This is a genomic window from Haloferax sp. Atlit-6N (genome assembly GCF_003383195.1).
Lineage (GTDB): Archaea > Halobacteriota > Halobacteria > Halobacteriales > Haloferacaceae > Haloferax > Haloferax gibbonsii.
Window position 1 is genome coordinate 1,133,612 of record NZ_QEQJ01000001.1, and the last position, 19,860, is coordinate 1,153,471.

A 19,860-nucleotide genomic window follows, 5' to 3' on the forward strand; every position below is an offset into this window, starting at 1 on the left:
CGCACCACGAGTCGAACACGGACGCGACGATGACCGACCAGTCACCGGGTGGGACTGAACGGGGCCGCGGCGAGGACGAAGACGGCCGACCGAAGCACCGCAGCCGCGAGCAACGCGAGCGGTGAGGCGCGCACGGAGGCCCTCGAGTCGTCACCGCGGGGGCGTTCGAGCAACAAACACACCACCAGCATGCTGCCCGCTGTTGGCACTCGCTCGAGATGCGCACAAATATCTGCGAGATACGAACATATATTGAGTGTCACGACAGAAAGATACCTATGGACGAGTTCGATCCAGCCCCAACAACCGACACCGCCCGTAATCGGTGGCAAACGGGTGCAGATACCTTTAGTCGGATCTACGATGTCGTTCTCGGAACGACGTCGCTGACTAACTACACGGAGCTTGCATCCCTTGCAGACTGCTCGCCGAACGCTGCGAAAAAACACCTCGACCGGCTGGTCGATATGGGAATCGTCCGACGAGACGACGAGAGCCGCCCGATGCGGTACAAACGAAACGAGGGCTATCTCGAATGGCAAGACGCCAGCCGAATCGCAACCGAGCTCACGGTCGACGAGATTATCGACCGCGTGGCAGCGCTCGAAGCGCGGCGTGCCGAGTACGAGCGGGAGTTTGAGACGACAGACCCAGCGTCTGTGTCTGTGTTCGACCACGACGAACATGCAGCCGTCCACGAACGGATGGCCGCAATTAGTGACTGGCAGGGCGTGATTCGAGATATTCGGCTGTATGAACTCGCCCGACAACTGTCGCAGAACGATGGGCATCTGATTCCAGCGTAGATGGGGGACCAAGACGAGACACCGTCCCCATCGACGGGGCCACCAGATCGACAAACGCTCCGTCTCATCGAGCGCCAGCTCGCCACCGATGAACTTGTCGCCGAGACGATGTTTGACCCGGATTCGTACGAGCCACGAGTCCTCTCAGCACACCTCGACACCACTCGGTATCCCGAGTCGGTGACGAGCGCCCGCCTTGACGTGCGCTGGTTCACGACTGGAGATTTCTCCATCCACTACGTCGAAACCCATGCCAACGAGTCGGACTGGGAATGCCGATGGGACCGTCACCCGAACACACACAACAGCCGCGTGCACTTCCACACTCCACCAACTGCAACCGACGTCACGGATCTCGAGTTGTCGTCGCTCCACCCGCTTGCAGTCTACTCGACCGTCCTGACAGCGGTTGAACAGCGTCTGGAAACGCTGTGGAGAGACTAGTCGCCGGCCCACGAATCGACGATATCGGATTTCGTGACGCCGCTACCGTCACCGTCCATCGCTCCGAACCCCTCCGTCGGAGTGCTGTGCCATCGCATGGTGTTGCACAGATCAGAACCACCCCACACTCCTGTTATCACAACCACACATAGAGAAGGAATTATTTCGAATCACCGTGACCGTTGGGCACTATTCAATCCACAGCTACGCGGTCGTTCGTTCGGTTGCGACCAACAACGGATTCGTTCGACCCCACGACCGTCGCCGCGCAGTTCACGCGGCTGTTCGACCTGCTTTCTGCGCCCACCGACCAACCAACGCTCGAATGGCTCCTCGTCACCGACGGCTCGCCGGCGAGTACCATCGACTACACGCTCAGCATCGATGGTGATCTCGGCGGAGCCATCGACTCGTGGTGTCGCGAACTCGTCCCCGACTCGTTCGAGATTACGACGACGACCGACCCGTTAGATCGACTCTCGCCTGCCGAGCCAGACGCCGCCCCTGAAGCCGAAGCGCTCGAACGCTACCGCCCACCTCGCTATCGGGCGGTCGAGTTCGTCGGCTGTCCCGACCGCCGCGACGACTGGCAGACGACCCTCACGCCGTACGACGCGTTCCACGAGACGGACACACGACCACCGCTTGCGACGGTCGTCTCGACGCTCGCGAACGCGACCGTTCCGATGGCCGTCCAAGTGCTCGTCACCCCGCATGCTGACTGGCGACACCACGCCCGCGACCGTCGCCGCCGCCTGACGAACGGCCGCGATACGCTGTCACAGCGACTCGTCGACGACTGGATTACCTCGACGAACACCGACGCCAACACCGCCGACCCGACGGTCAACTCACGACTCGACGCCCTCGACGACAAGGACGCCCGACGGTCGTTCACCGTCACCGCCCGCGCGGTGGCGACGACGACCGACCCCGATGAATCACTCCCCGAGCTCACTACGTTGCAGACGGCGTTCGCGCCGCTCAGCGGCGATCACTACCGCATCGAAGGCCGCGAGCAAACGGGCGACGACGCACAGGCGCTGTTCGAAGCCCTCCGCAATTGCGTCGCAGTCGACCCCGAACACACGAGTCTGCGGACGAAACTTCCGTGGACCGACCACGCGAGTCCCGCGCTCGTCATGGATAGCCGCGAACGCCCCGCACTTTGTCTCCTCGATGCGTCGGCACTCCCAGCCGATGCCCAACGCGCACTCGCGCCGACGCCGACAGACGAACACGGCCTCACCCGACCGGCGCGTGACCGCCTCGAACGCTATCGCGACCCCGGGCTGACGCTTGGCTACGCCCAGAGCGCCGACGGCGAAGCCGACGCCGCACCCATCTCACTTCCGTCGTCGCTCCAGCCGCTGCACGTCGGCTAGTTCGGCCGAACCGGCTCCGGGAAGTCGACCAGTCTCGTCACCGCCATGCTCGACAATCACGACGCGACCGCGGGCGCGGATATCCTCATCGACCCCAAAGGCGACGGCATGGCCGCGGACTATCTCCGCGCGCACTACGCCCGCCACGGCTCGCTCGAGAACGTCTCGTACTTCGATTGCACGGAGACGCTGCCGGCGCTGTCGTTTTTCGATATTCGCGACCAACTCGATGCGGGCATCGACCGCACAACTGCTGTCGAAGACGTCGTCGACCACTACATCGAGATCCTGATCGGTATCATGGGTCGCGACCGATTCGAACAGGCGGTTCGGTCACCCGACATCATCCTTGTCTGCTATCGGGGAGATGTTGCATGGACCTACAGCGATGGAAAGCCACTCGCAATCGTTCCCGAATCTCTACTCTACGGCGTGGTTGAAGTAAAACGTGGCGTGAACAGCAGCAACCTCGACGGCATTAACAGCCAACTTCGACGCCAACAACGGTATCTCGATTCCACCACGGAGGCAGCTGTCCCACAGATCTTGGTTGGTGTCCAGTATTTCGGCGGCCAAGTACTGGAGATGGTCACCGATGCTGTGTCCGACTATGTGGCGCTTATCGGCGATATCAATGGAAGTGGGTCGGCAAGAAGCATGACCGAACCTGCTTCTGTTGGCGAGACTGGATGTGTCGGGCGCGGATGTCTGGAGGCTGTTGTCTCGGTCCTTAGCACACAGGACGAGTAACGCCCATCACGACCGCAACCACCCGAACAACGACCACCCCCCGCCATCCTCGGCCGCGTCTGCTTCTAACTTGCGCACCCGTGCTTCGGCCGCCTCGCGCGCCGCCCGCTCGGCTTCGAGTTCGGCCTGCAACTGTTCGATCTCGTTGAGGGCCGATTCGAGGTGCGTCGTGAGTTCCTGCATCCGACCGCTCACCTCACGCCCGCCGAGTGGGGATGGTACTGTCGGTGGCTGGTCGGCCGCCGAGGTTCCCCGGTTAGTCGATGGTGACGCGGTGTCACCTGCGTCGGTCGCCGCCCGGCCGCTGTCTGTATCCGCCGCCGACTGACTCACATCGGGCCGACGCGACGGCTGATAGTACTCGCTCGTCCCGGCAATCGACCGGTCGATGGTTGTCTCGCCGTAGGTCGACCCATCCGAGAAATGAACGGCGTCCCATTTCGGCCGGGCCAACCCTGACTCCCGAATCAGTCGGTCGATCTGCTGGGCGTCACCGGCCGTCCAAAACGCGAGGAGTGAACACAGCGCCATGTCCGCTTCGGAGTGGCTGTCGTAGCCAGTGGTGTCCCCGCGCCACAGGCGGCTGAACTTCGTGCCGTTCGCCGCGTTCGTGGCGCGGTCGATGAGCGCGTCGTCCGACAGGTCGTTGCCCGGGCCAGCCGACCCAGTGGAGACTGTCCCCGTTGCTGATGCTGGTGCCGTCGTCGCTGGCTCCACAGCTGCCGGCGTGTCGAAGCACGCAGCGTGAATCGCCGCAAGTTCGTTGCCCCGTTCGGCCACCGTCGTCGGCGTCCCATCGACGTGGTCGCCGGTGACGGTGAAAAACCGCGCATCATCGTACAACTCGAGGTCCCCGGTTCGGTTGCCACCCGGGGGAAGCGCCCCACGGATGATGACGTGGTAGCCCGTCCCCGAGGGACTGACTTCCGTATACGAATCCAGGCGGTCGATGAGTTCCTGTGCCCACTCGTCGGTCACGCCTGTCTCGGGGTCGCGACAGTTGTCGAGGTCGATGCCGACGAACGGCCCGTTGTTGGTGAACACATAGCCCACGCCGTCGGCCGGGCCATCAGCTGCGTACGCGAGCGCGTTGTCGAACGTCGTCCACGTCGCCGAGTCGGTCGCCGAGGCATACCCCCCTGTCACGTCCCGTGGAACCTTTGTTTCAGCTCCTCTGCGCGTCTGTCTGCGCCACCCCACCCAGGTCGCCTGTTCGAGAAGTGCATCTGGGAGCTGTTCCCGTGTCGGGAGTGATGGTATCATTGCTAGTGGTCTCAATCGGTCCGTCATAGCTGTTTCCCGTGCGCGTGGCTGATGATTAAGGTCGGATGTCTACACCCCTAGCGGCGTGGCTGAATCGGGATACACGCGCTACACCATCGGTTTTCAGGGGTGTACATGGGTGACTTGTTTCCGCAAGGGTGTACTCCGCTGTGACCGGTCTGGGGGTGTAGCGAACCAGCCGTGAGACCCCTCGATTCGCCCACACTCGACCCCTCGGTTCCGTCGGATTCCCACCGCTCGACGCCGCTCGCGACGTATTTCGAGTTGGAGCGTCACCCGTTCGCTGGCGCACACGCCCGTCGTCACGCCGCGAGACGCGACTTCTCACACCCTCGATTCCCCGGTACACCCCATCGTACACGGGGTGTATCGACCGATTTCGATTCGTCGTTCTGGGGCTGACTGGCGTCGCATCCCCCGCGTCCGTCGGCATTTCGCATCCCGTGTTCTCAGTTCGTGACGACGCCTGTTCCCCCGTGAACGCTCGCCAGCACGCCTCTCTCGCGTCGCTCGAGTTGAACAACTGGCGTCGATTGCCGCCATTGGTTGGCCCGAGCGATGGCTGTGTTTGTTTGGACGGCGCGATGGCTGTTTGGGTGGGTGTTGTTGCGGGCATATCCAAGGGTGTACTCCAGTTGAAACAGAGGTTGCCGTGCGCCCGAACTGAAAGCGGTCGAAAAAGCGGTTAGGCGCTCGGCACGTAGCCGAGGACTTCGTAGGTGCGTTCGGCGTCATCTTCGGATTTGGGCACGGTGTAGCGCGCCTCGTGGACTCGGTCCAGTCGGGCGGCGAGGAGCGTCTTATAGGCGTCCAGAATCGGCGCTTCGGTGAGCGGCGCTTCCGGCCCCTCGTCTTGGCCGACGATGTTCGCCATACAGAGCACGCCGTCGGGGGAAAGCAGGTCCGCAGCCACGGTCGGAGGCAACCCAATAATACATTATTCTAGTATTTTTGAGAAAAGGTAATATGTTAAGTAACTCTCCAGCGTCGCCATCAAATTCCTGTGTAGGAACGTGAGATGACTAATTAGAGCACCTATAAACAAAGAAAACGTCCAAATGAGATGTATATCTACTCCGTACTCGTCGCTCCGATTCAGAAAAGAGTCGAATTAGCTAAATTGACGAATTGAGCCTTTAAATGGATTTTGGTGGGTTTTTTGGCAGTGTGACCAAACAGAACCGCTATCGTAGATACGCAAAATGACAGATGTCAGTACATCATATCATTCTGTAAGTTTCGGGGTGTAAACGCGGTCGGCACTGTGTGTTCGAACGTGCGCCGAACGACGCCACTGGTCGATTCAACCGACTCAGTACGACAGCGTCCACTCGCGGTCGATGAGCCAGGCGTCGAGCTTTCCGAGCGGGTCCTCGTCGACGTGCGTGCCGTGACTCACGAGGACCCGTTCGATGTCGTAGTCGAACAGTTTGACGAGGTTTCGCTCGGCTTCCTCGTGGCTCAGGTCGTTGAACTGCGCCGCGGGCGGGACGAGGAACCCCGGCGGGAGCCCGCGACGGTCCGACCCCTCCAAGACGTCACCGGCGATGAAGACGCCCTCGTCTTCCAAGAGCAGCCCGCTGTTCGCGACCGTGTGCCCCGGGACCTGTACGATTCGAATCCCGCCGTCGAGCACGTCGTCGTGGCGGAAGTGCCGGTCGGCCTCGACGTCGAGCGCGTCGTAAAAGCCCTTCGCGCCGCCGGGGACGAGGAGTTCGGGGTCGAACGCGTCTACCACGGCGGGCGTCCCGCCGAAGTGTCCCTCGTCGCCGTGGGTGATGACGAGTCGGTCGACGCCGCCGAACGCCGAGTCCAGCACGGACACCAACTCGTCGCCGTCGTCCGGAAACGCCGCGTCGACCAGCGTGGTCGTTCCGGACGGTCGGTCTTCGAGGACGAACACGCGGACGTGGTCGAACTGTACCGTGTACACTCCATCTGCGACTGCTGTTACCGTCATGTACGGTCGAGGCTACGGAGAGTTGCGGTAAAAAGGGGGACGCGCGTTCTCAGGGGCGTGTAACGGGTGGACGGGAAACGGCCCCGAGCGTCGACGGCCCGCGGAGCGAACGTCCCGGAAAACGGCTATTCCTGCGCGACGAGCGTCGAGACGACCGGACACGACGCGTTCAGGAGAATCGACTGAGCGACGCTTCCGAACAGCATCTTCCCCGTGCGCGAGCGGCGTCGCGGGCTCACCACGATGTAGCTCGCGTCCTGTTCGTCGGCGTACTCGGTGACCTCGTCGGCCGGGTCGCCGACGAGTCCCACCGTCTCGTACGGGACGGACAGTCCCGACACGGCGTCTTCGGCCATCTCGGCGGCGGCGGACCGAATCTCCGCCATGTCCTTCGGCTTCTCGGCCTGCGCGCTCGTCAGCCCGAGGTCGACGAACTCCGAGCGAGTCAACGCGTGGACGACGTGGACCGGTTCGTCGAACGCCGCCGCCAGCGATGCGGCTTCCGCGACAACGTGTGATGAGCGACCTGACCGATCGACTGCTGCAACAACGACCATACCAGCGTGTACCACGGAGAGATATAATATCGTTTCGCCGAATCTCGTTCGGAGCAACCGCGTCGACGCGGCTCGCGGTCCCGACGGTCGTCCTCCGCCCACGGGTTCGCCCGGCGAGCAGTATCTGAGTTCAACGATGTCGTAATACGGGTCGGAATCGGCGAGTTTCGTTACAGTTGTACTGCTGTAATTCCGATGCCAGACGGGAGAAAAATACCCCTGTATTTCAACATCCTCAAAACTGAGGGCGAGTCGAGCGGTACGCTCCGCTCTCGACGAAGGTACGACAGAGAGATGCGGAAGCGAGCGGGCCGAAACCCTGCCAGCCGCGGCAGGGGCTCAGCGAGGCGACGGGAGCGCAGCGCGGTTCGTGGACAGTCGGCGACGCGAGACGGCGCTCGACGGAACGCGCGTGCCGCGAGAAAAGAAAAGCGGACGAGGTCTGAACGCGGTGCTACGCGCGAATCGAGCGGACGGCGGGCAGCGCAATCGCGCCCAGGCCGAGCAGGATGATGACGAGGGCGATGGGGCTCGTGAGGAAGATGCTCGGCGAGCCGCCCGAGAGGACGAGCGACCGGCGGAGGTTCTCCTCCGCGATGGGGGCGAGGATGAGCCCGAGCACCATGGGTGCCAGCGGGTACCCCCGGAGCCGCATCGCGTACCCCAACACGCCCGCGCCGAGCATAATCCACGCGTCGAAGACGTTGCCACGGAGGGCGATGGCTCCGATGACACACAGCACGAGGATGACGGGCCAGATGTGGGACTTCGGGATGTTGATGAGGCGCGCCCAGTAGTTCGCGCCGAGCAGGCCGAAGATGAGGATGAACACGTAGATGAGGAGGAACCCGACGAAGATGGTGTACAGCAACACCGGCTCTTCTTGGTACAGGCCCGGCCCGGGGTTCACGTCGTGGACCAACAGCGCGCCGATGAGGATGGCGGAGACGGAGTCGCCCGGAATCCCGAGCGTCAGCGTCGGAATCAGCGCGCCGCCGGTGCTCGCGTTGTTCCCGGACTCGGCGGCCGCGACGCCGCGGACGTTCCCCTCGCCGAACGACGGGATGCTGTCTTTGAGCCAGCGGGTGGCCTCGTTGTACGTGATGAACGCGGCGATGTCGCCGCCAGCGCCGGGAATCGCGCCGATGAACGACCCGAGAACGCCCGAACCGACGCTGACCGGTGCGATGGACCGCAGGTCAGAAAGCGAGGGGAACACGCCGGATATCTCCTGGTCGACGCGGTCGTTCCCGCTGTTGATGCCCTGCGAGTACTTGCGGAGTCCCTCGGCGATGCCGAAGAGGCCGATCATGACGGCGATGAACTCGACGCCCGTGAGCAGTTCGGGGATGTCGAACGTGAAGCGGTGGAAGCCGGTCACGGGGTCGATACCGACCGTCGCGACGAGCATCCCGAGCAGGCCCGAGACCATCCCCTTCGTGAGCGAGTCGCCGCTCACGCTGGCGATGATTGTCAACCCGAAGAAGGCGAGCGCGAAGAACTCCGGCGACCGGAACCGGAGGGCGGCGTCGGCGATGACCGGCGAGAAGAACATCAGCGCGAAGACGCTGATGACGCCGCCGACGAACGACGCGATGGTGCTCACGCGAATCGCGCGGCCCGCCTCGCCCTTCTGGGAGAGCGGGTAACCGTCGAAGATGGTCGCCGCCGCCGACGGGGTGCCCGGCGTGCGGATGAGAATCGCCGGAATCGACCCCGCGTAGACCGCGCCGCCGTAGATGCCCAACAGGAGAATCATCCCCTGACTCGGCTCCATCGTGAAGGTGAACGACAGCAGGACCGCGATGGTCATCGTCGCGGTCATCCCCGGAATCGACCCCATGAGGATGCCGAGGAAGATACCCCCGATCATCAGCAGGAGGACGAACGGGTCGGCGAGGTTGACGAGCGCCTGCGAGATGTACTCAACCACCATCAGAAGGTCACCACCAGCGGGAGCTGCGGCAGCAGCCGCGACACCGGGATGATGCCCTCAGGCAGGCGCACGAGGAAAATCCGGCCGAAGATGTAGAATAGCGCGACCGGGAACCCGATCGACAGCGCCACGACGAGGAGCTTCGAGCGGATGTCCGAGTAGTAGAGGACGACCGGCATGAACAGCATGGTCGACACGAGGAACCCTAAAAGCGGCATCAACAGGACGTACCCGACGAGGAAGGCCGCGACGACGGCGGCGGGTCCGAAGTCGAACTCCGACATTTCGAGTTCCGTGTCGGAGCCCGTCAGCACGTCGATAGCGGCGAAGAAGATGATGCCGACCGACACCGCAATCGGGAAGAACGACGGCCCGACACCGTCACCCGACGGGAACTGGCTCGCAAAGAAGATGACGACGACCGAAAACAGGATAAAGAGGACTGACAGCGGACTTGAACGAACACTCTCCAAGCCGATTCTATCAAGGACGGCCCCGACTTTCTGAATCACCATTATTTTTTCTGCCTCGTGGTATGATACCAAGCAATCGTTCGTAATAAACATATTGGTCTTTACGAGCCCGTTCGGGGCTGAAAGTCACGATTTCGACACGAAAGCCGCAGGCGGCCGAGTCGATTGTCCAGTCGCGCCTCGGGTTGGCCGTCGAGAGTGGACGACTGCACAACGAGAGCGGTTGCAACGGCCGGCCGGTACATTCACGCGTTCGACATGTCTACGGGCGACAACGCCGCGTTTCGCGGCCATCGATAGAATTAACCAGCGCTGCGAACTACCGTTCCACCGGAATGAGTGTTAGCAACGTCACCGAGGGTATCGACCAGATTCAGTTCGAACACGTCCGGGTGCTCGTGTTGAAGGACACGCCGACGGGGAAGACGACGCTCGTGGACACCGGCTTCGACGAGGACGGCGACGAACTCGTCGAGCTTCTGGAACGGGAGTACGGCGGCGTCGACCGCGTCATCATCACCCACGGCGACCACGGCCACCACGGCGGCCTCCCGTCGGTGATGGAGGCGTTCGACCCCGAACTCCTCGCGTCGGCCAACGAGTCGAAGCTCCACGAGGCCATCGACTACGAGCCGGACGTGACGTTCACCGACGGCGACGTGCTCGACGGAAACATCCGCGTCATCGAGGTGCCGGGGCACACGAAGGCGACCTCGGCGCTCCTGCTCGAAGACCGCGGCATCCTCATCTCCGGGGACGCCCTCGACGGGGCCGACCGCGCGGGCCTCCCGGCGGGCTACCTCCTCCCGCCGCCGGCGCTGTTCAACGACGACCACGAGGCCGCCGAAATCAACCTCTACGACCTGCTCCAGTACGACTTCGAGACGCTGCTCGTCTTCCACGGGTCGCACGTCTTCGAGGACCCGAAGGACAAACTCGACGACTTCCTCGTCGAGCGCGAGTGGGACCCCCGTCCGGAGTGACCCCGACCCGCCGAACCGAGCGGCGTTGACGGCGTCACATCCTCGATAGCCGACTCCGCGGCATGCTTTTCCGACCGTCGACCCCGAGCGGCCGCGCCGTAAACGGCGTCCGACCGAGACACGAACGAGTGACGTGACAGACGAGCGGGGTGGTGAGCGACCTGCGTCTGAGAAAAACCGCGGTCGAGAGATGAATCGCTGAGGAGAGTCGGCTGCGAACGAGACGGAACTGGTCGCGTCAGTCTCGAAGGACCGAAACGTCGAACACCGGCTTGCAGGTCTCGCCGGCGAGGAACGCCTCGAAGGCGTCTTCGGATTCGGTGAGTCGGAACCGGTCGTCGAGGAACGTGGCGTGGTCCACGTCGCCCGAGCCGATGAGCCGGAACGCCCGCTCGAAGTCCTCGTAGGTCGCGCCGTAGGTACACTGGAGGTCGACCTCGGCGCGGACGAGCGGCGTGAACTCCATCGTGGTCTCGCCGGTCTGGCCGACGAGGACGATTTGGCCGCCCTTGCGGACCTGTTCGACCGCCATCGGCAGTCCCGACGGGTGGCCCGTCGTGTCGAACACCACGTCGAAGCCGACGCCGCCGGTCAGGTCGCGCTGGGTGGCGGTCAGGTCGTCTTCCTCGATGTTGACCGCGGGGTAGCCGAGCTCCTCCGCGAGCGGCAGTCGGTAGTTCGTGTCTCGACCGACGCCCGCGACGACGACCTCCGCGCCCTGCGAGGCGGCCACCTGCGCGCAGAGCAACCCGATGGGACCGGGGCCGGCGACGAGCACTCGGTCGCCCGCCTCGACGCGGGAGTTCCGGAGGACCGCGCGCGTGCAAATCGCCGTCGGCTCGACGAGCGCCGCGTGCTTCGGGTCGACGTTCGAGGGTACGGACTGGAGCGCCGACTCGGGAACGGCGATGTAGCCGGCGTACGCGCCGTCGTGGTCGATACCGGTCAGTTCCGCGTCCTGACAGATGCTCTCCTCGCCGATTTGGCACTGGAAACACTCGCCGCAGCCCCGAATCGGCCGTTCGACCACGCGCTCACCGACGGAAAACCGGGTTGCGTCGTCGCCGCGCTCGACCACGCGACCGGTGTACTCGTGACCGATGATGGTCGGCATGGTCATCCGCTCGAAGGCGGACTTGAACTTGTAGATTCCCGCGTCGCTCCCGCAGAGCCCGGCGTAGTCGATTTCGATGAGGACCTCGTCCGACGCCGGTTCGGGTGTCTCGACGTCGACGAGTTCCATAGCTCCGGGCTCTCGGCTCGTTTTGGCTAACCCGCGCATACATCTCCTTGAATACCGCCGGGGTATAAATCTACGCTCTTGGGGGAGAAGCTTGCGGGCGGAAGCCGGCCAGACGTGCGCGAGCGTCCCGCCACGCGCCCGCTCGCCTCGGCACTCGCGGACCTCGCGGGCGCACAGAAGCGAAGCACTGCGCCGACTCCGCTGGCCTCGCGTCATATTCAGAGGGACCGCAATGCTTATTGTATGGATTGTTCAAACATTCGGGTACAATGGGAGACGATACCATTAGCAATCGGAGTGGACGCAGCGCGCTGAACAGACGGAACTTCATCAAGGCAGCCGGCGTCGGCGGCGTGGCGCTGTCTGCCGGTTGTCTCGGCAGTCTCTCCGGACAGCAGGAGTGGCCCTCTCGGCCGGTCGAAGTCATCTCCCCGTGGTCGGCCGGAGGCGGGGCCGACCGGACCAGCCGCGCGGTCGCCGACGCGGCCGAGAACCACACCGAGGTCTCGTGGAACGTCAGCAACCAGACCGGCGGCTCCGGCTCGGTCGGGATGAACGCGGCGGCCAACGCCGAGCCCGACGGGCACACTATCGGCTGTACGGCCCCCGAAATCGCGCTGTTCGAGCACCTCGGTATCGCCGACCTCAGCCCCGAAGACATCACGCCCATCATGCAGTACACCGAGTTCCCCGCGGCGCTCGTCGTCAGCGAGGACGCCGAGTTCTCCACGCTCGACGAGTGGATCAACTACGGGAAGGACAACACCCTGCAGATGGCGAACTCCGGCTTCGGCTCGTCGTGGCACATGGCCGCGGCGGGTATCGCCAGCGAGGCCGGCGTCAACGTCGAACACATCTCCTACGAGGGTGCCGCGCCGGCCATGACGGCCGTCGTGAACGGCGAGGTGGACTGTACCGCGGTCGGCGCGGCGGAAGTCGCCCCGCAGGTCCAAGACGGCGGACTGACCGCCCTCGGCGTGGCGTTCGACCAGCAGGTCGACGCGCTCCCGAATACGCCGACGCTCGCCAACCAGGGCCTCGACATCTCCATCGGCTCGTGGCTCGCGCACTTCGCGCCCGCCGGCATCGACGACGAGCTGAAGCAGGAGCTCGCCGACGTGTACAGCGCCGTCTACGAGGACGACTCGTTCGTGGAGTTCATGGAGAACAACGACTTCATTCGCGTCGAACGCGGCCCCGACGAGCTCGCTGACTTCCTCGACCAGCAGTACGAGTTCTACGGCAACCTCGTCGACGAACTCGGCATCGAAAAGCAGTAACGCCGCAGTCGAATTCCGAGCCCCGCGACCGACTGACTCCCCACGCGACACGTACCTGCGCCCTTCTCCCTTTCGGACTCGCGTCACCGCGAGCGACGGCCGTACCGACCGGACCGGACCCGCGACGCGCGCCGCGAACCGCACGCGTTCGACCGACCGATAGTTTAACGTGAATCGTCCGCATCAGGTCGGGTATGCACACGATAGAGCCCGACGTAGAGCGACCGGACCGCGAACTCGTCGAGGCGTTCGAAGAGATTCCGAGCACCATCGTCTCCGACGTGACCGGTAACATCGGACTGACCATGGACGCCGGCCTCCGGCCCGCCTACGACGGCGTCGAGATGGCCGGGACCGCGGTCACGGTGAAGGCCGCGCCCGGTGACAACCTGATCATCCACAAGGCAATCACGATGACCGAGCCCGGCGACGTGCTCATCATCGACTGCGACGGCTACACCGACACCGGCCACGTCGGCGAACTGATGTGCACCTCCTGTCAGGCGAACGGCCTCGCCGGGCTGGTCATCGACGGCGCGTACCGCGACAGCCGGGAAATCGCCGAGATGGAGTTCCCGGTGTACGGCCGCGGCGTCAACCCGCAGGGACCGCTCAAGCAGGACCCCGGGTCCATCAACGTCACCGTCTCCGTCGGCGGCGTGAGCGTCGACCCCGGCGACATCGTCATCGGCGACGACGACGGACTGGCGGTCATCCCCCGCGAGGGGGCCGAAGAAGTCCTCGAACGCGCCCACGAGAAGCTCAGCGCCGAGGACTCCGTCCGCGAGGAAGTACTGGACGGCGAGTACCTCTACGAACTCAACGGCTACGACGAACTGTTCGAGAACCTGACCATCGTCGGTCCCGAAGACTCGATTCAGTAACGTCACCGAAGCCGCGGCGGACAGCGACCGCGACTGACCCGCGAAGTCCGCATCTCGACTGGCATGCCACCCGGCGACCCGCGTTTTTTTGCGAGCACCCGACCCGTAGCGAGCGACGCCTCGACCCGTGACGCCGGTGGCCGAAGCGTTCGCCCCTCGAAATCCAACATCGTTGAAACGAATCGGTGCTATTAGGGACGCGGTGGTCAATTGTCGAATCATGACGAACTCCACCGGGTCGGGCTCGCGGCGGATACAGAGCGTCGAACAGGCGTTCGACATCATCCGGTACCTCCGCGAGGTCGACGGCGCGACGCTGTCGGAGACCGCCGAGGACATGGAGATGCCGGTCAGCACGGCGCACATCCACCTGGCGACACTCGTGGACACCGACTACGTCGTCAAGGTCGGAAGCGAGTACCGCTGTAGCCTCCGCTTTCTCGAGATGGGCGGGGCGATGCGCGACGGGATGGCGCTGTACCGGGTCGCCAAGCCGGAACTCGACGAGCTGAAAGAACAGACCGGCGAGCACACCAACGTGACGGTCGAGCAAAACGGGTTCGCCGTTCAGCTCTACAAGGCTCAGAGCCCGGAGTCCATCGACGACGACGCGCCGCTCGGCGACCACCTCTACCTCCACTCGACGGCGACGGGGAAGGCGATGCTCGCGGAGCGCTCGCGGGACGAGGTCGACCGAATCGTCGACCGCCGCGGTCTCCCCGCCTTGACCGACGACACTATCACCGAGCGCGAGACGCTCCACGAGGAGCTCGAAGTGATTCGCGACCGCGGGTACTCCATCAACCGCGGCGAGCACTACCCCGGGGTCTGCGCCGTCGGGACCGCTATCGTCTCCGAGCCGGACGACGCCGTCGGCGCGATAAGCATCAGCGGTCCGATGAGCCGCATGGAGCCCGAGCGCATCGAGGAGGAACTCGCCCCGTCGCTTCTGAACAAGAAGAACATCATCGAGCTGAAAATAAAGCAGTACTGAGCCGGCGGCCTCACCGCCGTCGGTCGTGGCCGTCGCTCTCGGCGTCGGTCTCTCGTCGGCTCACTCGGGCGGGCTGTCCCACTCGGAGCCGTCGTCGGCCGGTTCGTAGTCGAGGACCGCCTTCGCGTGGTCGATATCGAACCAGCGGGCCTTGTTGCCGCTCACCGCGTAGAACGTGTCGTAGGTGACCGACTCGTCTTCGAGGCAGCATTCGAGCAGGTGCGCGAAGTCCCGCTGGGAGGTCCACGTCGCTTTGAGCCGCTTGACCATCTCCTCGTACTCGGGGCTGCCGCGCTCCCACGAACCGGTCTGGGACTGGTCCCACACCTCGCCCTCCTCGACTTTGTGCTCGTCGCCGCGGTCGACGCCGCGCTCCGCGTCGCCGTAGGGATGGTCGTACCGCTCGGTCCGGACGCTCGAGATGCGAATCGAGTAGACCTGGCTCGGCGCGCCGTCGCGGCGGGCGTGCGTCCGGCAGATGTGCTCGCCGAACACCTTCGAGGCCCCGTAGTAGCCGTCCGGCTTCGGGAGCGTCTCGTGGGTGAGCCGGAAGGGGTCGTACTTGCTGGGGTAGTCTTCCTCGTAGAGGTCGGGCGCGAGGTCCTCTTCGTACAGGCCCATCACGCGCTGGGAGGAGGCGTAGATGAGCTTCTCGACGCCGGCGTCCTCCATCGCCTTGAGGACGTTGTACGTGCCCGTGATGTTCGGCTCGATGATGTCCTCGAAGGACGCGCCCGCGTCGGACTGCGCGGCGAGGTGGATGACGGCGTCCTGCCCGTCGAACGCCGGGCGAATCGCCTCGTAGTCCGCGATGTCGGCGACAAACGTCTCGTACTCCGGATGTTCGGTCCGGTCGAGATACGTGAACTCGTACTCGTCTCGTTCCGCGAGGTGGTTGAGAATCGCTTCGCCCGCCTCACCGAACGGACCCGTGACTAGGACTTGCTGCGTAACCATCGTTACTGAGGGATACGGAACTCCCCGATTTAAATCTTGGTGGCGTCGGTAAGTTCAGCCCGGTCGAACGAGCGACGCGCTGACCGTCCGGATTTCGACATCGTTGAAACAAATTCGGTCTGTAAGACCATGATAATTACAGATTTAGGATTGTAATCCATCGCGGGGAAACGGCGTCGTCTCCCGAGATTTCGCGGCTCTCGCGTCGTTACAACATTGTAGAAACGACGGTGTCAGCGACTGCGACTGGAGTTTCACGGGGACGACAGGAATCGCCGCGGAGCGCTCTCGAGGGAACTACTTTTATACGAGTGCTTGGTATCAAATCTCATGGGTGCGGACGCATACGCGTTAGCCGGAGTGACCGACACGCTGACCGAAGCGACGGCCGCGGAGGGCATCGCGGACTTCGTCGAGTTCCGGATGGACGGGGCGGACCGCCCGCTCGACGCGCTCGGCGAGTACGAGGGAGCGCTCCCGCTCGTCGTCTCCAACCGGCCGGAGTGGGCCGGCGGCACCGCCGGTGAGTCCGAGCGACTGGAGACGCTCGCGGCCGCCGCCGCGTTCGACGCCGTCGAGATGGTCGACGTGGAACTGCGGACGATTCGCGAGTGCGAGTGGCTTCGGGACGAACTGCGCGGACACGACGTCGAACTGATCGTCTCTCACTACGACCGCCGCGAGACACCTCAGAAATCAGAGCTAAATAGAATCATATCAGAGTGTAATACGTACGGGGACGTGGCGAAGCTCGTCGTGTTCGCCGAGGAGAAGACGGACTCGCTCTCGCTGTTGCAGTCGCTCAACGCCGCCTCCGAGAGGGGAGTGCGAGTCACCGGATACGCGTTGGGGGATATCGGCCGGCACACTCGCGTTATCGGCGTCTTTTACGGTGCGTCCATCGCCTACGCGCCCGTCGTCAGCGACGAGCGCGGCCCGAACGACATCGACCTCAGAAAACTGTCGAACCTGCTCGATTGGGTCGCTTCCGCGCGCTGAGGCCGTACTGCCGGTGTCGAACACGTGGACACGGATACCCACCGAAGCGACCGGCCTGCCCGGGAGACAGTCCGCGACATCCGGGACCGCAGGACGAGCGCTTCGAAGACGACGGGCCGGAAGAAGAGAGATTTGTATCATAATTACAGTATTCAATATTTTCCGATAGATTTGGTATAACTCGCTCTCTCGACCGCGCGTCGTTCAGCTATCGTCTGGCTCCGCGCAACTGAGCGGGCAGTCCCGAGCGCACGCACGCTCTCGATGTACCCAGCACCGACGACCACCTCCACCGGTCCCAACTCGGGTTAACAGCGAATGGCCGACGATGAGCGACGTACACCGACGATGTCTCGGAAGCATTCAAAACCGCGCCGACAGAGCGTCGGCTCACGCCGATTATTCTGGATGAACATTCCGGAGAATCCGCCGAAGACGGCGTCTCTCACCGCCTACGAGGAGGTGAGAACTCTTGCACCGACAGCTAACATTTATACGCAGCGGAGTGATAGGCGTTCACATGAAACTCGACGAGTCTGCGCTGGCGGCAACAACAAACGACCTCACACGAGAGGTCGACGCACGAGGGGTGGCAGACCTCATCGAATTCCGAATGGACAAGGCGGACGACCCGCTCGAACAACTCGCCGCGTACGACGGCGAACTCCCGATAATCGCGACCAACCGCGCTCGCTGGTTCGGAGGAAAGGCCAGCGACGCCGGGCGGCTGGACGACCTCTTTTCCGCATCTCGATTCGACGCCGTGGAGTTCGTCGACATCGAACTCGAGACCGTTCGCGCCAAGGAGTGGTTGGCCCACGAGTTCCGCGAGAACGACGTCCAGCTCATCATCTCGCACCACGACTTCGACGAGACGCCCGACCGCGAGGTCCTCGACGCCATCATCGAACAGTGCGCGGAGTTCGGCGACATCGCGAAGGTGGCGGTCTTCCCGCGGAACCAAGGTGACACTCTCACCCTCCTCGAGGCCGTCAACGACGCGACCAACCGCGGCATCGACGTGGCCGGCATCTCCATGGGCGAAATCGGGAGCCACACGCGGGTCATCGGCCACCTCTACGGGTCGAAGCTCGGATACGCGCCCCTGCTCGCGGACGACAACGACTACGCGCCGGGGCAGATTCCGCTCGAAAAGCTCGCTTCGCTCATCGAACTCACGAAAAACGAGCGCGTCGACGGACAGGTCATCGACACGCTCCGGAGCGAAGTGTCGGTGCCGAAGGAACTGACGCTCTCGGACTGACGCCGGAAAACCCGACGGCCGTCCGCCGTCAACAGACTCGTTTCATCTCTTTTCGCCGCGAACTCGTCGCTCGACGTCAGTCGGCGAGTCGCTCGACGTCCGTCAGCACCGCGCTCGCCGTCTCGGGACCGCCGGCCCCTCGGCCGGTGATACCCAGTCGACCGCAGTAGTCGGCTTCGATTTGAACGGCGTTTTCGGTCCCTGACGGGGCGACAGCCCCGTTTTCAGGTACCAGTCGCGGGCCGACGCGGACCCCGCCGTCCGCGACCTCGACGATGAGTCGAATCGTCTGGCCGTCTTCCTGTGCCAGGTCGAGCATGCTCCCCGAGAGCTCCTGAATCCCCTCGACTTCGGCGTCGTCGAGCGTGAACTCCGTCTCGCCGTCGGAGAGGACGTTGGCGACGATGACACCCTTGAGGGCCGTGTCCGTGCCGTCGACGTCGAACGTCGGGTCCGCCTCGGCGACGCCGAGGTCCTGGGCCTCCGCGAGCACGTGCTCGTAGTCGAGGCCCTCGGCGGCCATCCGCGAGAGGACGAAGTTCGCCGTCCCGTTCAGGACGCCGTAAACCGCCGACACCCGCGACGGACCCACGTCCTCGATAGTCGAGAGGATGGGAAGCGCGCCGCCGACGGTCGCGCCGAATCGGACGGTCCCCTCGCTTTCGGCTTCGAGCGCGCGCAGGTCGGCGTAGCGTTCCGCGACCGGACCCTTGTTCGCCAAGACGACATCGCGGTCGTCGGCCAGCGCGCGCTCGACGTGCGAAAAGCCGGGCTCGGCGTCGCCGAGCGTCGTCGGCGTCGCCTCCACCAACACGTCGTAGTCGGCGTCGAACACCGCCTCGGGGGGCGCCTCGCCGACCACGCCGTCGTCTCGTTTCTTCGAGAGCACCGCGTCGGCGTCGAGGCCGTCGGCGTCGACGGCGGCGCTCTCGGAGTCCCCGAACGCGGTCACGGCGTGGCCGTGCTCCGCGGCCAGTTCGACGACGGCACTCCCGACCGCACCGGCGCCGAGGACACAGAGCCTCACGCGCGACCTCCCACGGTCAGCGGCTCGACGAGTTGCAGGTCCTTCTCGTCGGCGATTTCTCGCATCGCGGCGAGGACTTCTTCAGTCGCCCCCGACGCCGCGGCCAACTGGAAGCGGGCGCTGGAGACGTCGATGGAGCCGGCGGGCGCGGACAGCGAGATGTCGGTGACCGTCGCGTTCCGCGTCGCCTCGATCTGCGTCAGCGTGTCGGAGAGGTCCGTCTCGATGAGGTGTCCCGAGAGGATGATGGTCAGGCGCTCGCTGTAGCGCTCGGTTCCGGCCTGAATGACGTTGATGCCGGCGTCGCTCAGGCCCTCGACGATGTTGTCGAAGCGGTCGGGAGTCGCCTCAATATCGACTTCCACCGGGATGTAGCCGCGCGGGGTGACGTTGCCGCGCTCGTGGAAAATCGAGAGGAGGTTCCCCCCGTGCTCGGCGATGGGCTGCAGCGAGCGCAGGAGTTCACCGGGTTCGTCGACGAGTTCGAGCCGGAGCGTGTACGCTTGGACGTCGTTGTGCACCTCACTCATCCATACAACACCGTACCAACGTGTCGTTCATTGTCGGGAGTCGAGCGAGCACACCCATATACGTATTGCGTTCGAACGGCTCGGACGCCGACCGCGGACGCGGC

General features: G+C 64.1%; 20 protein-coding genes. 10 read left to right on the top strand and 10 right to left on the bottom strand.

What is annotated here, in order from left to right; all coding sequences use genetic code 11:
* Window positions 1-278 precede the first annotated feature (278 nt).
* The 4 genes from DEQ92_RS05840 to DEQ92_RS24065 all read left to right on the top strand — a co-directional run bounded on the left by DEQ92_RS05840 (window position 279) and on the right by DEQ92_RS24065 (window position 3,385).
* The gene (locus DEQ92_RS05840) at window positions 279-806 is read left to right on the top strand and encodes a helix-turn-helix domain-containing protein (RefSeq protein WP_115820541.1); all 528 of its coding nucleotides are present in this window, start codon (window positions 279-281) and stop codon (window positions 804-806) included.
* Entirely contained in the window at window positions 807-1,250 is a 444-nt protein-coding gene (locus DEQ92_RS05845; protein WP_115820542.1) for a hypothetical protein, read from the top strand.
* A 224-nt stretch (window positions 1,251-1,474) separates the two neighbouring features.
* Window positions 1,475-2,635: a hypothetical protein gene (locus DEQ92_RS05850; protein WP_233516830.1), complete on the top strand. Its 1,161-nt coding sequence runs from the start codon at window positions 1,475-1,477 to the stop codon at window positions 2,633-2,635.
* Between the two features lie 45 nt (window positions 2,636-2,680).
* Window positions 2,681-3,385, top strand: coding sequence for a hypothetical protein (locus DEQ92_RS24065; RefSeq protein ID WP_233516831.1), 705 nt, complete (start codon window positions 2,681-2,683; stop codon window positions 3,383-3,385).
* 6 nt (window positions 3,386-3,391) lie between these two features.
* Here DEQ92_RS24065 and DEQ92_RS05855 read toward each other — a convergent pair whose 3' ends face one another.
* The 6 genes from DEQ92_RS05855 to DEQ92_RS05880 all read right to left on the bottom strand — a co-directional run bounded on the left by DEQ92_RS05855 (window position 3,392) and on the right by DEQ92_RS05880 (window position 9,637).
* Window positions 3,392-4,648 carry a hypothetical protein gene (locus DEQ92_RS05855; protein WP_115820543.1) on the bottom strand — a complete coding sequence of 419 codons (1,257 nt, stop codon included), beginning with the start codon at window positions 4,646-4,648 and terminating at the stop codon, window positions 3,392-3,394.
* 706 nt (window positions 4,649-5,354) lie between these two features.
* Window positions 5,355-5,582, bottom strand: a complete 228-nt coding sequence (locus DEQ92_RS05860) for a hypothetical protein (RefSeq protein WP_233516832.1) — start codon at window positions 5,580-5,582, stop codon at window positions 5,355-5,357.
* 399 nt (window positions 5,583-5,981) lie between these two features.
* Window positions 5,982-6,629: an MBL fold metallo-hydrolase gene (locus DEQ92_RS05865; protein WP_049904967.1), complete on the bottom strand. Its 648-nt coding sequence runs from the start codon at window positions 6,627-6,629 to the stop codon at window positions 5,982-5,984.
* Window positions 6,630-6,754: 125 nt separating this feature from the next.
* Entirely contained in the window at window positions 6,755-7,186 is a 432-nt protein-coding gene (locus DEQ92_RS05870) for a universal stress protein (RefSeq protein ID WP_050458671.1), read from the bottom strand.
* 454 nt (window positions 7,187-7,640) lie between these two features.
* Window positions 7,641-9,122: a tripartite tricarboxylate transporter permease gene (locus tag DEQ92_RS05875; RefSeq protein WP_004973100.1), complete on the bottom strand. Its 1,482-nt coding sequence runs from the start codon at window positions 9,120-9,122 to the stop codon at window positions 7,641-7,643.
* Window positions 9,122-9,637 (bottom strand): tripartite tricarboxylate transporter TctB family protein, encoded by a 516-nt coding sequence (locus tag DEQ92_RS05880; protein ID WP_115804538.1) that lies wholly within the window; start codon window positions 9,635-9,637, stop codon window positions 9,122-9,124. Before DEQ92_RS05880 ends, DEQ92_RS05875 begins: the two co-directional genes overlap by 1 nt.
* A 293-nt stretch (window positions 9,638-9,930) precedes the next feature.
* Here DEQ92_RS05880 and DEQ92_RS05885 point away from each other — a divergent pair, with 293 nt between their 5' ends.
* Window positions 9,931-10,578: an MBL fold metallo-hydrolase gene (locus DEQ92_RS05885; RefSeq protein WP_115820544.1), complete on the top strand. Its 648-nt coding sequence runs from the start codon at window positions 9,931-9,933 to the stop codon at window positions 10,576-10,578.
* Between the two features lie 238 nt (window positions 10,579-10,816).
* Here DEQ92_RS05885 and DEQ92_RS05890 read toward each other — a convergent pair whose 3' ends face one another.
* Window positions 10,817-11,860, bottom strand: a complete 1,044-nt coding sequence (locus DEQ92_RS05890; protein WP_115820545.1) for a zinc-binding dehydrogenase — start codon at window positions 11,858-11,860, stop codon at window positions 10,817-10,819.
* Window positions 11,861-12,090: 230 nt separating this feature from the next.
* Here DEQ92_RS05890 and DEQ92_RS05895 point away from each other — a divergent pair, with 230 nt between their 5' ends.
* The 3 genes from DEQ92_RS05895 (at window position 12,091) to DEQ92_RS05905 (ending at window position 14,979) form a co-directional block, all read left to right on the top strand.
* Window positions 12,091-13,101, top strand: a complete 1,011-nt coding sequence (locus tag DEQ92_RS05895) for a tripartite tricarboxylate transporter substrate binding protein (protein WP_115820546.1) — start codon at window positions 12,091-12,093, stop codon at window positions 13,099-13,101.
* A gap of 194 nt (window positions 13,102-13,295) precedes the next feature.
* Window positions 13,296-13,985: a 4-carboxy-4-hydroxy-2-oxoadipate aldolase/oxaloacetate decarboxylase gene (locus DEQ92_RS05900; RefSeq protein ID WP_058568548.1), complete on the top strand. Its 690-nt coding sequence runs from the start codon at window positions 13,296-13,298 to the stop codon at window positions 13,983-13,985.
* 220 nt (window positions 13,986-14,205) lie between these two features.
* Complete coding sequence (locus DEQ92_RS05905) at window positions 14,206-14,979, top strand: IclR family transcriptional regulator (RefSeq protein ID WP_115820547.1); 774 nt, start codon at window positions 14,206-14,208, stop codon at window positions 14,977-14,979.
* A 60-nt stretch (window positions 14,980-15,039) separates the two neighbouring features.
* Here the strand turns inward: DEQ92_RS05905 and DEQ92_RS05910 are convergent, their stop codons facing one another.
* The gene (locus tag DEQ92_RS05910) at window positions 15,040-15,936 is read right to left on the bottom strand and encodes an NAD(P)-dependent oxidoreductase (protein WP_115804537.1); all 897 of its coding nucleotides are present in this window, start codon (window positions 15,934-15,936) and stop codon (window positions 15,040-15,042) included.
* 330 nt (window positions 15,937-16,266) lie between these two features.
* On the opposite strand from DEQ92_RS05910, the gene DEQ92_RS05915 reads away from it, so the two are divergent.
* Both DEQ92_RS05915 and DEQ92_RS05920 read left to right on the top strand, forming a co-directional pair.
* The gene (locus tag DEQ92_RS05915) at window positions 16,267-16,935 is read left to right on the top strand and encodes a type I 3-dehydroquinate dehydratase (RefSeq protein WP_115804536.1); all 669 of its coding nucleotides are present in this window, start codon (window positions 16,267-16,269) and stop codon (window positions 16,933-16,935) included.
* 589 nt (window positions 16,936-17,524) lie between these two features.
* Window positions 17,525-18,199 carry a type I 3-dehydroquinate dehydratase gene (locus DEQ92_RS05920; RefSeq protein ID WP_004973126.1) on the top strand — a complete coding sequence of 225 codons (675 nt, stop codon included), beginning with the start codon at window positions 17,525-17,527 and terminating at the stop codon, window positions 18,197-18,199.
* Between the two features lie 76 nt (window positions 18,200-18,275).
* Here DEQ92_RS05920 and DEQ92_RS05925 read toward each other — a convergent pair whose 3' ends face one another.
* Together DEQ92_RS05925 and DEQ92_RS05930 are read right to left on the bottom strand one after the other, a co-directional pair.
* Window positions 18,276-19,226 (bottom strand): homoserine dehydrogenase, encoded by a 951-nt coding sequence (locus DEQ92_RS05925; protein ID WP_115820548.1) that lies wholly within the window; start codon window positions 19,224-19,226, stop codon window positions 18,276-18,278.
* The gene (locus DEQ92_RS05930) at window positions 19,223-19,756 is read right to left on the bottom strand and encodes an amino acid-binding protein (RefSeq protein ID WP_004973130.1); all 534 of its coding nucleotides are present in this window, start codon (window positions 19,754-19,756) and stop codon (window positions 19,223-19,225) included. Before DEQ92_RS05930 ends, DEQ92_RS05925 begins: the two co-directional genes overlap by 4 nt.
* Window positions 19,757-19,860: the final 104 nt, after the last annotated feature.

Coding starts and splice junctions, on each gene's coding strand:
- DEQ92_RS05840 (WP_115820541.1), top strand. CDS start 279: ATGGACGAGTTCGATCCAGCCCCAACAACCGACACCGCCCGTAATCGG.
- DEQ92_RS05845 (WP_115820542.1), top strand. CDS start 807: ATGGGGGACCAAGACGAGACACCGTCCCCATCGACGGGGCCACCAGAT.
- DEQ92_RS24065 (WP_233516831.1), top strand. CDS start 2,681: ATGCTCGACAATCACGACGCGACCGCGGGCGCGGATATCCTCATCGAC.
- DEQ92_RS05855 (WP_115820543.1), bottom strand. CDS start 4,648: ATGATACCATCACTCCCGACACGGGAACAGCTCCCAGATGCACTTCTC.
- DEQ92_RS05865 (WP_049904967.1), bottom strand. CDS start 6,629: ATGACGGTAACAGCAGTCGCAGATGGAGTGTACACGGTACAGTTCGAC.
- DEQ92_RS05870 (WP_050458671.1), bottom strand. CDS start 7,186: ATGGTCGTTGTTGCAGCAGTCGATCGGTCAGGTCGCTCATCACACGTT.
- DEQ92_RS05875 (WP_004973100.1), bottom strand. CDS start 9,122: ATGGTGGTTGAGTACATCTCGCAGGCGCTCGTCAACCTCGCCGACCCG.
- DEQ92_RS05880 (WP_115804538.1), bottom strand. CDS start 9,637: ATGGTGATTCAGAAAGTCGGGGCCGTCCTTGATAGAATCGGCTTGGAG.
- DEQ92_RS05885 (WP_115820544.1), top strand. CDS start 9,931: ATGAGTGTTAGCAACGTCACCGAGGGTATCGACCAGATTCAGTTCGAA.
- DEQ92_RS05890 (WP_115820545.1), bottom strand. CDS start 11,860: ATGCGCGGGTTAGCCAAAACGAGCCGAGAGCCCGGAGCTATGGAACTC.
- DEQ92_RS05895 (WP_115820546.1), top strand. CDS start 12,091: ATGGGAGACGATACCATTAGCAATCGGAGTGGACGCAGCGCGCTGAAC.
- DEQ92_RS05900 (WP_058568548.1), top strand. CDS start 13,296: ATGCACACGATAGAGCCCGACGTAGAGCGACCGGACCGCGAACTCGTC.
- DEQ92_RS05905 (WP_115820547.1), top strand. CDS start 14,206: ATGACGAACTCCACCGGGTCGGGCTCGCGGCGGATACAGAGCGTCGAA.
- DEQ92_RS05910 (WP_115804537.1), bottom strand. CDS start 15,936: ATGGTTACGCAGCAAGTCCTAGTCACGGGTCCGTTCGGTGAGGCGGGC.
- DEQ92_RS05915 (WP_115804536.1), top strand. CDS start 16,267: ATGGGTGCGGACGCATACGCGTTAGCCGGAGTGACCGACACGCTGACC.
- DEQ92_RS05930 (WP_004973130.1), bottom strand. CDS start 19,756: ATGAGTGAGGTGCACAACGACGTCCAAGCGTACACGCTCCGGCTCGAA.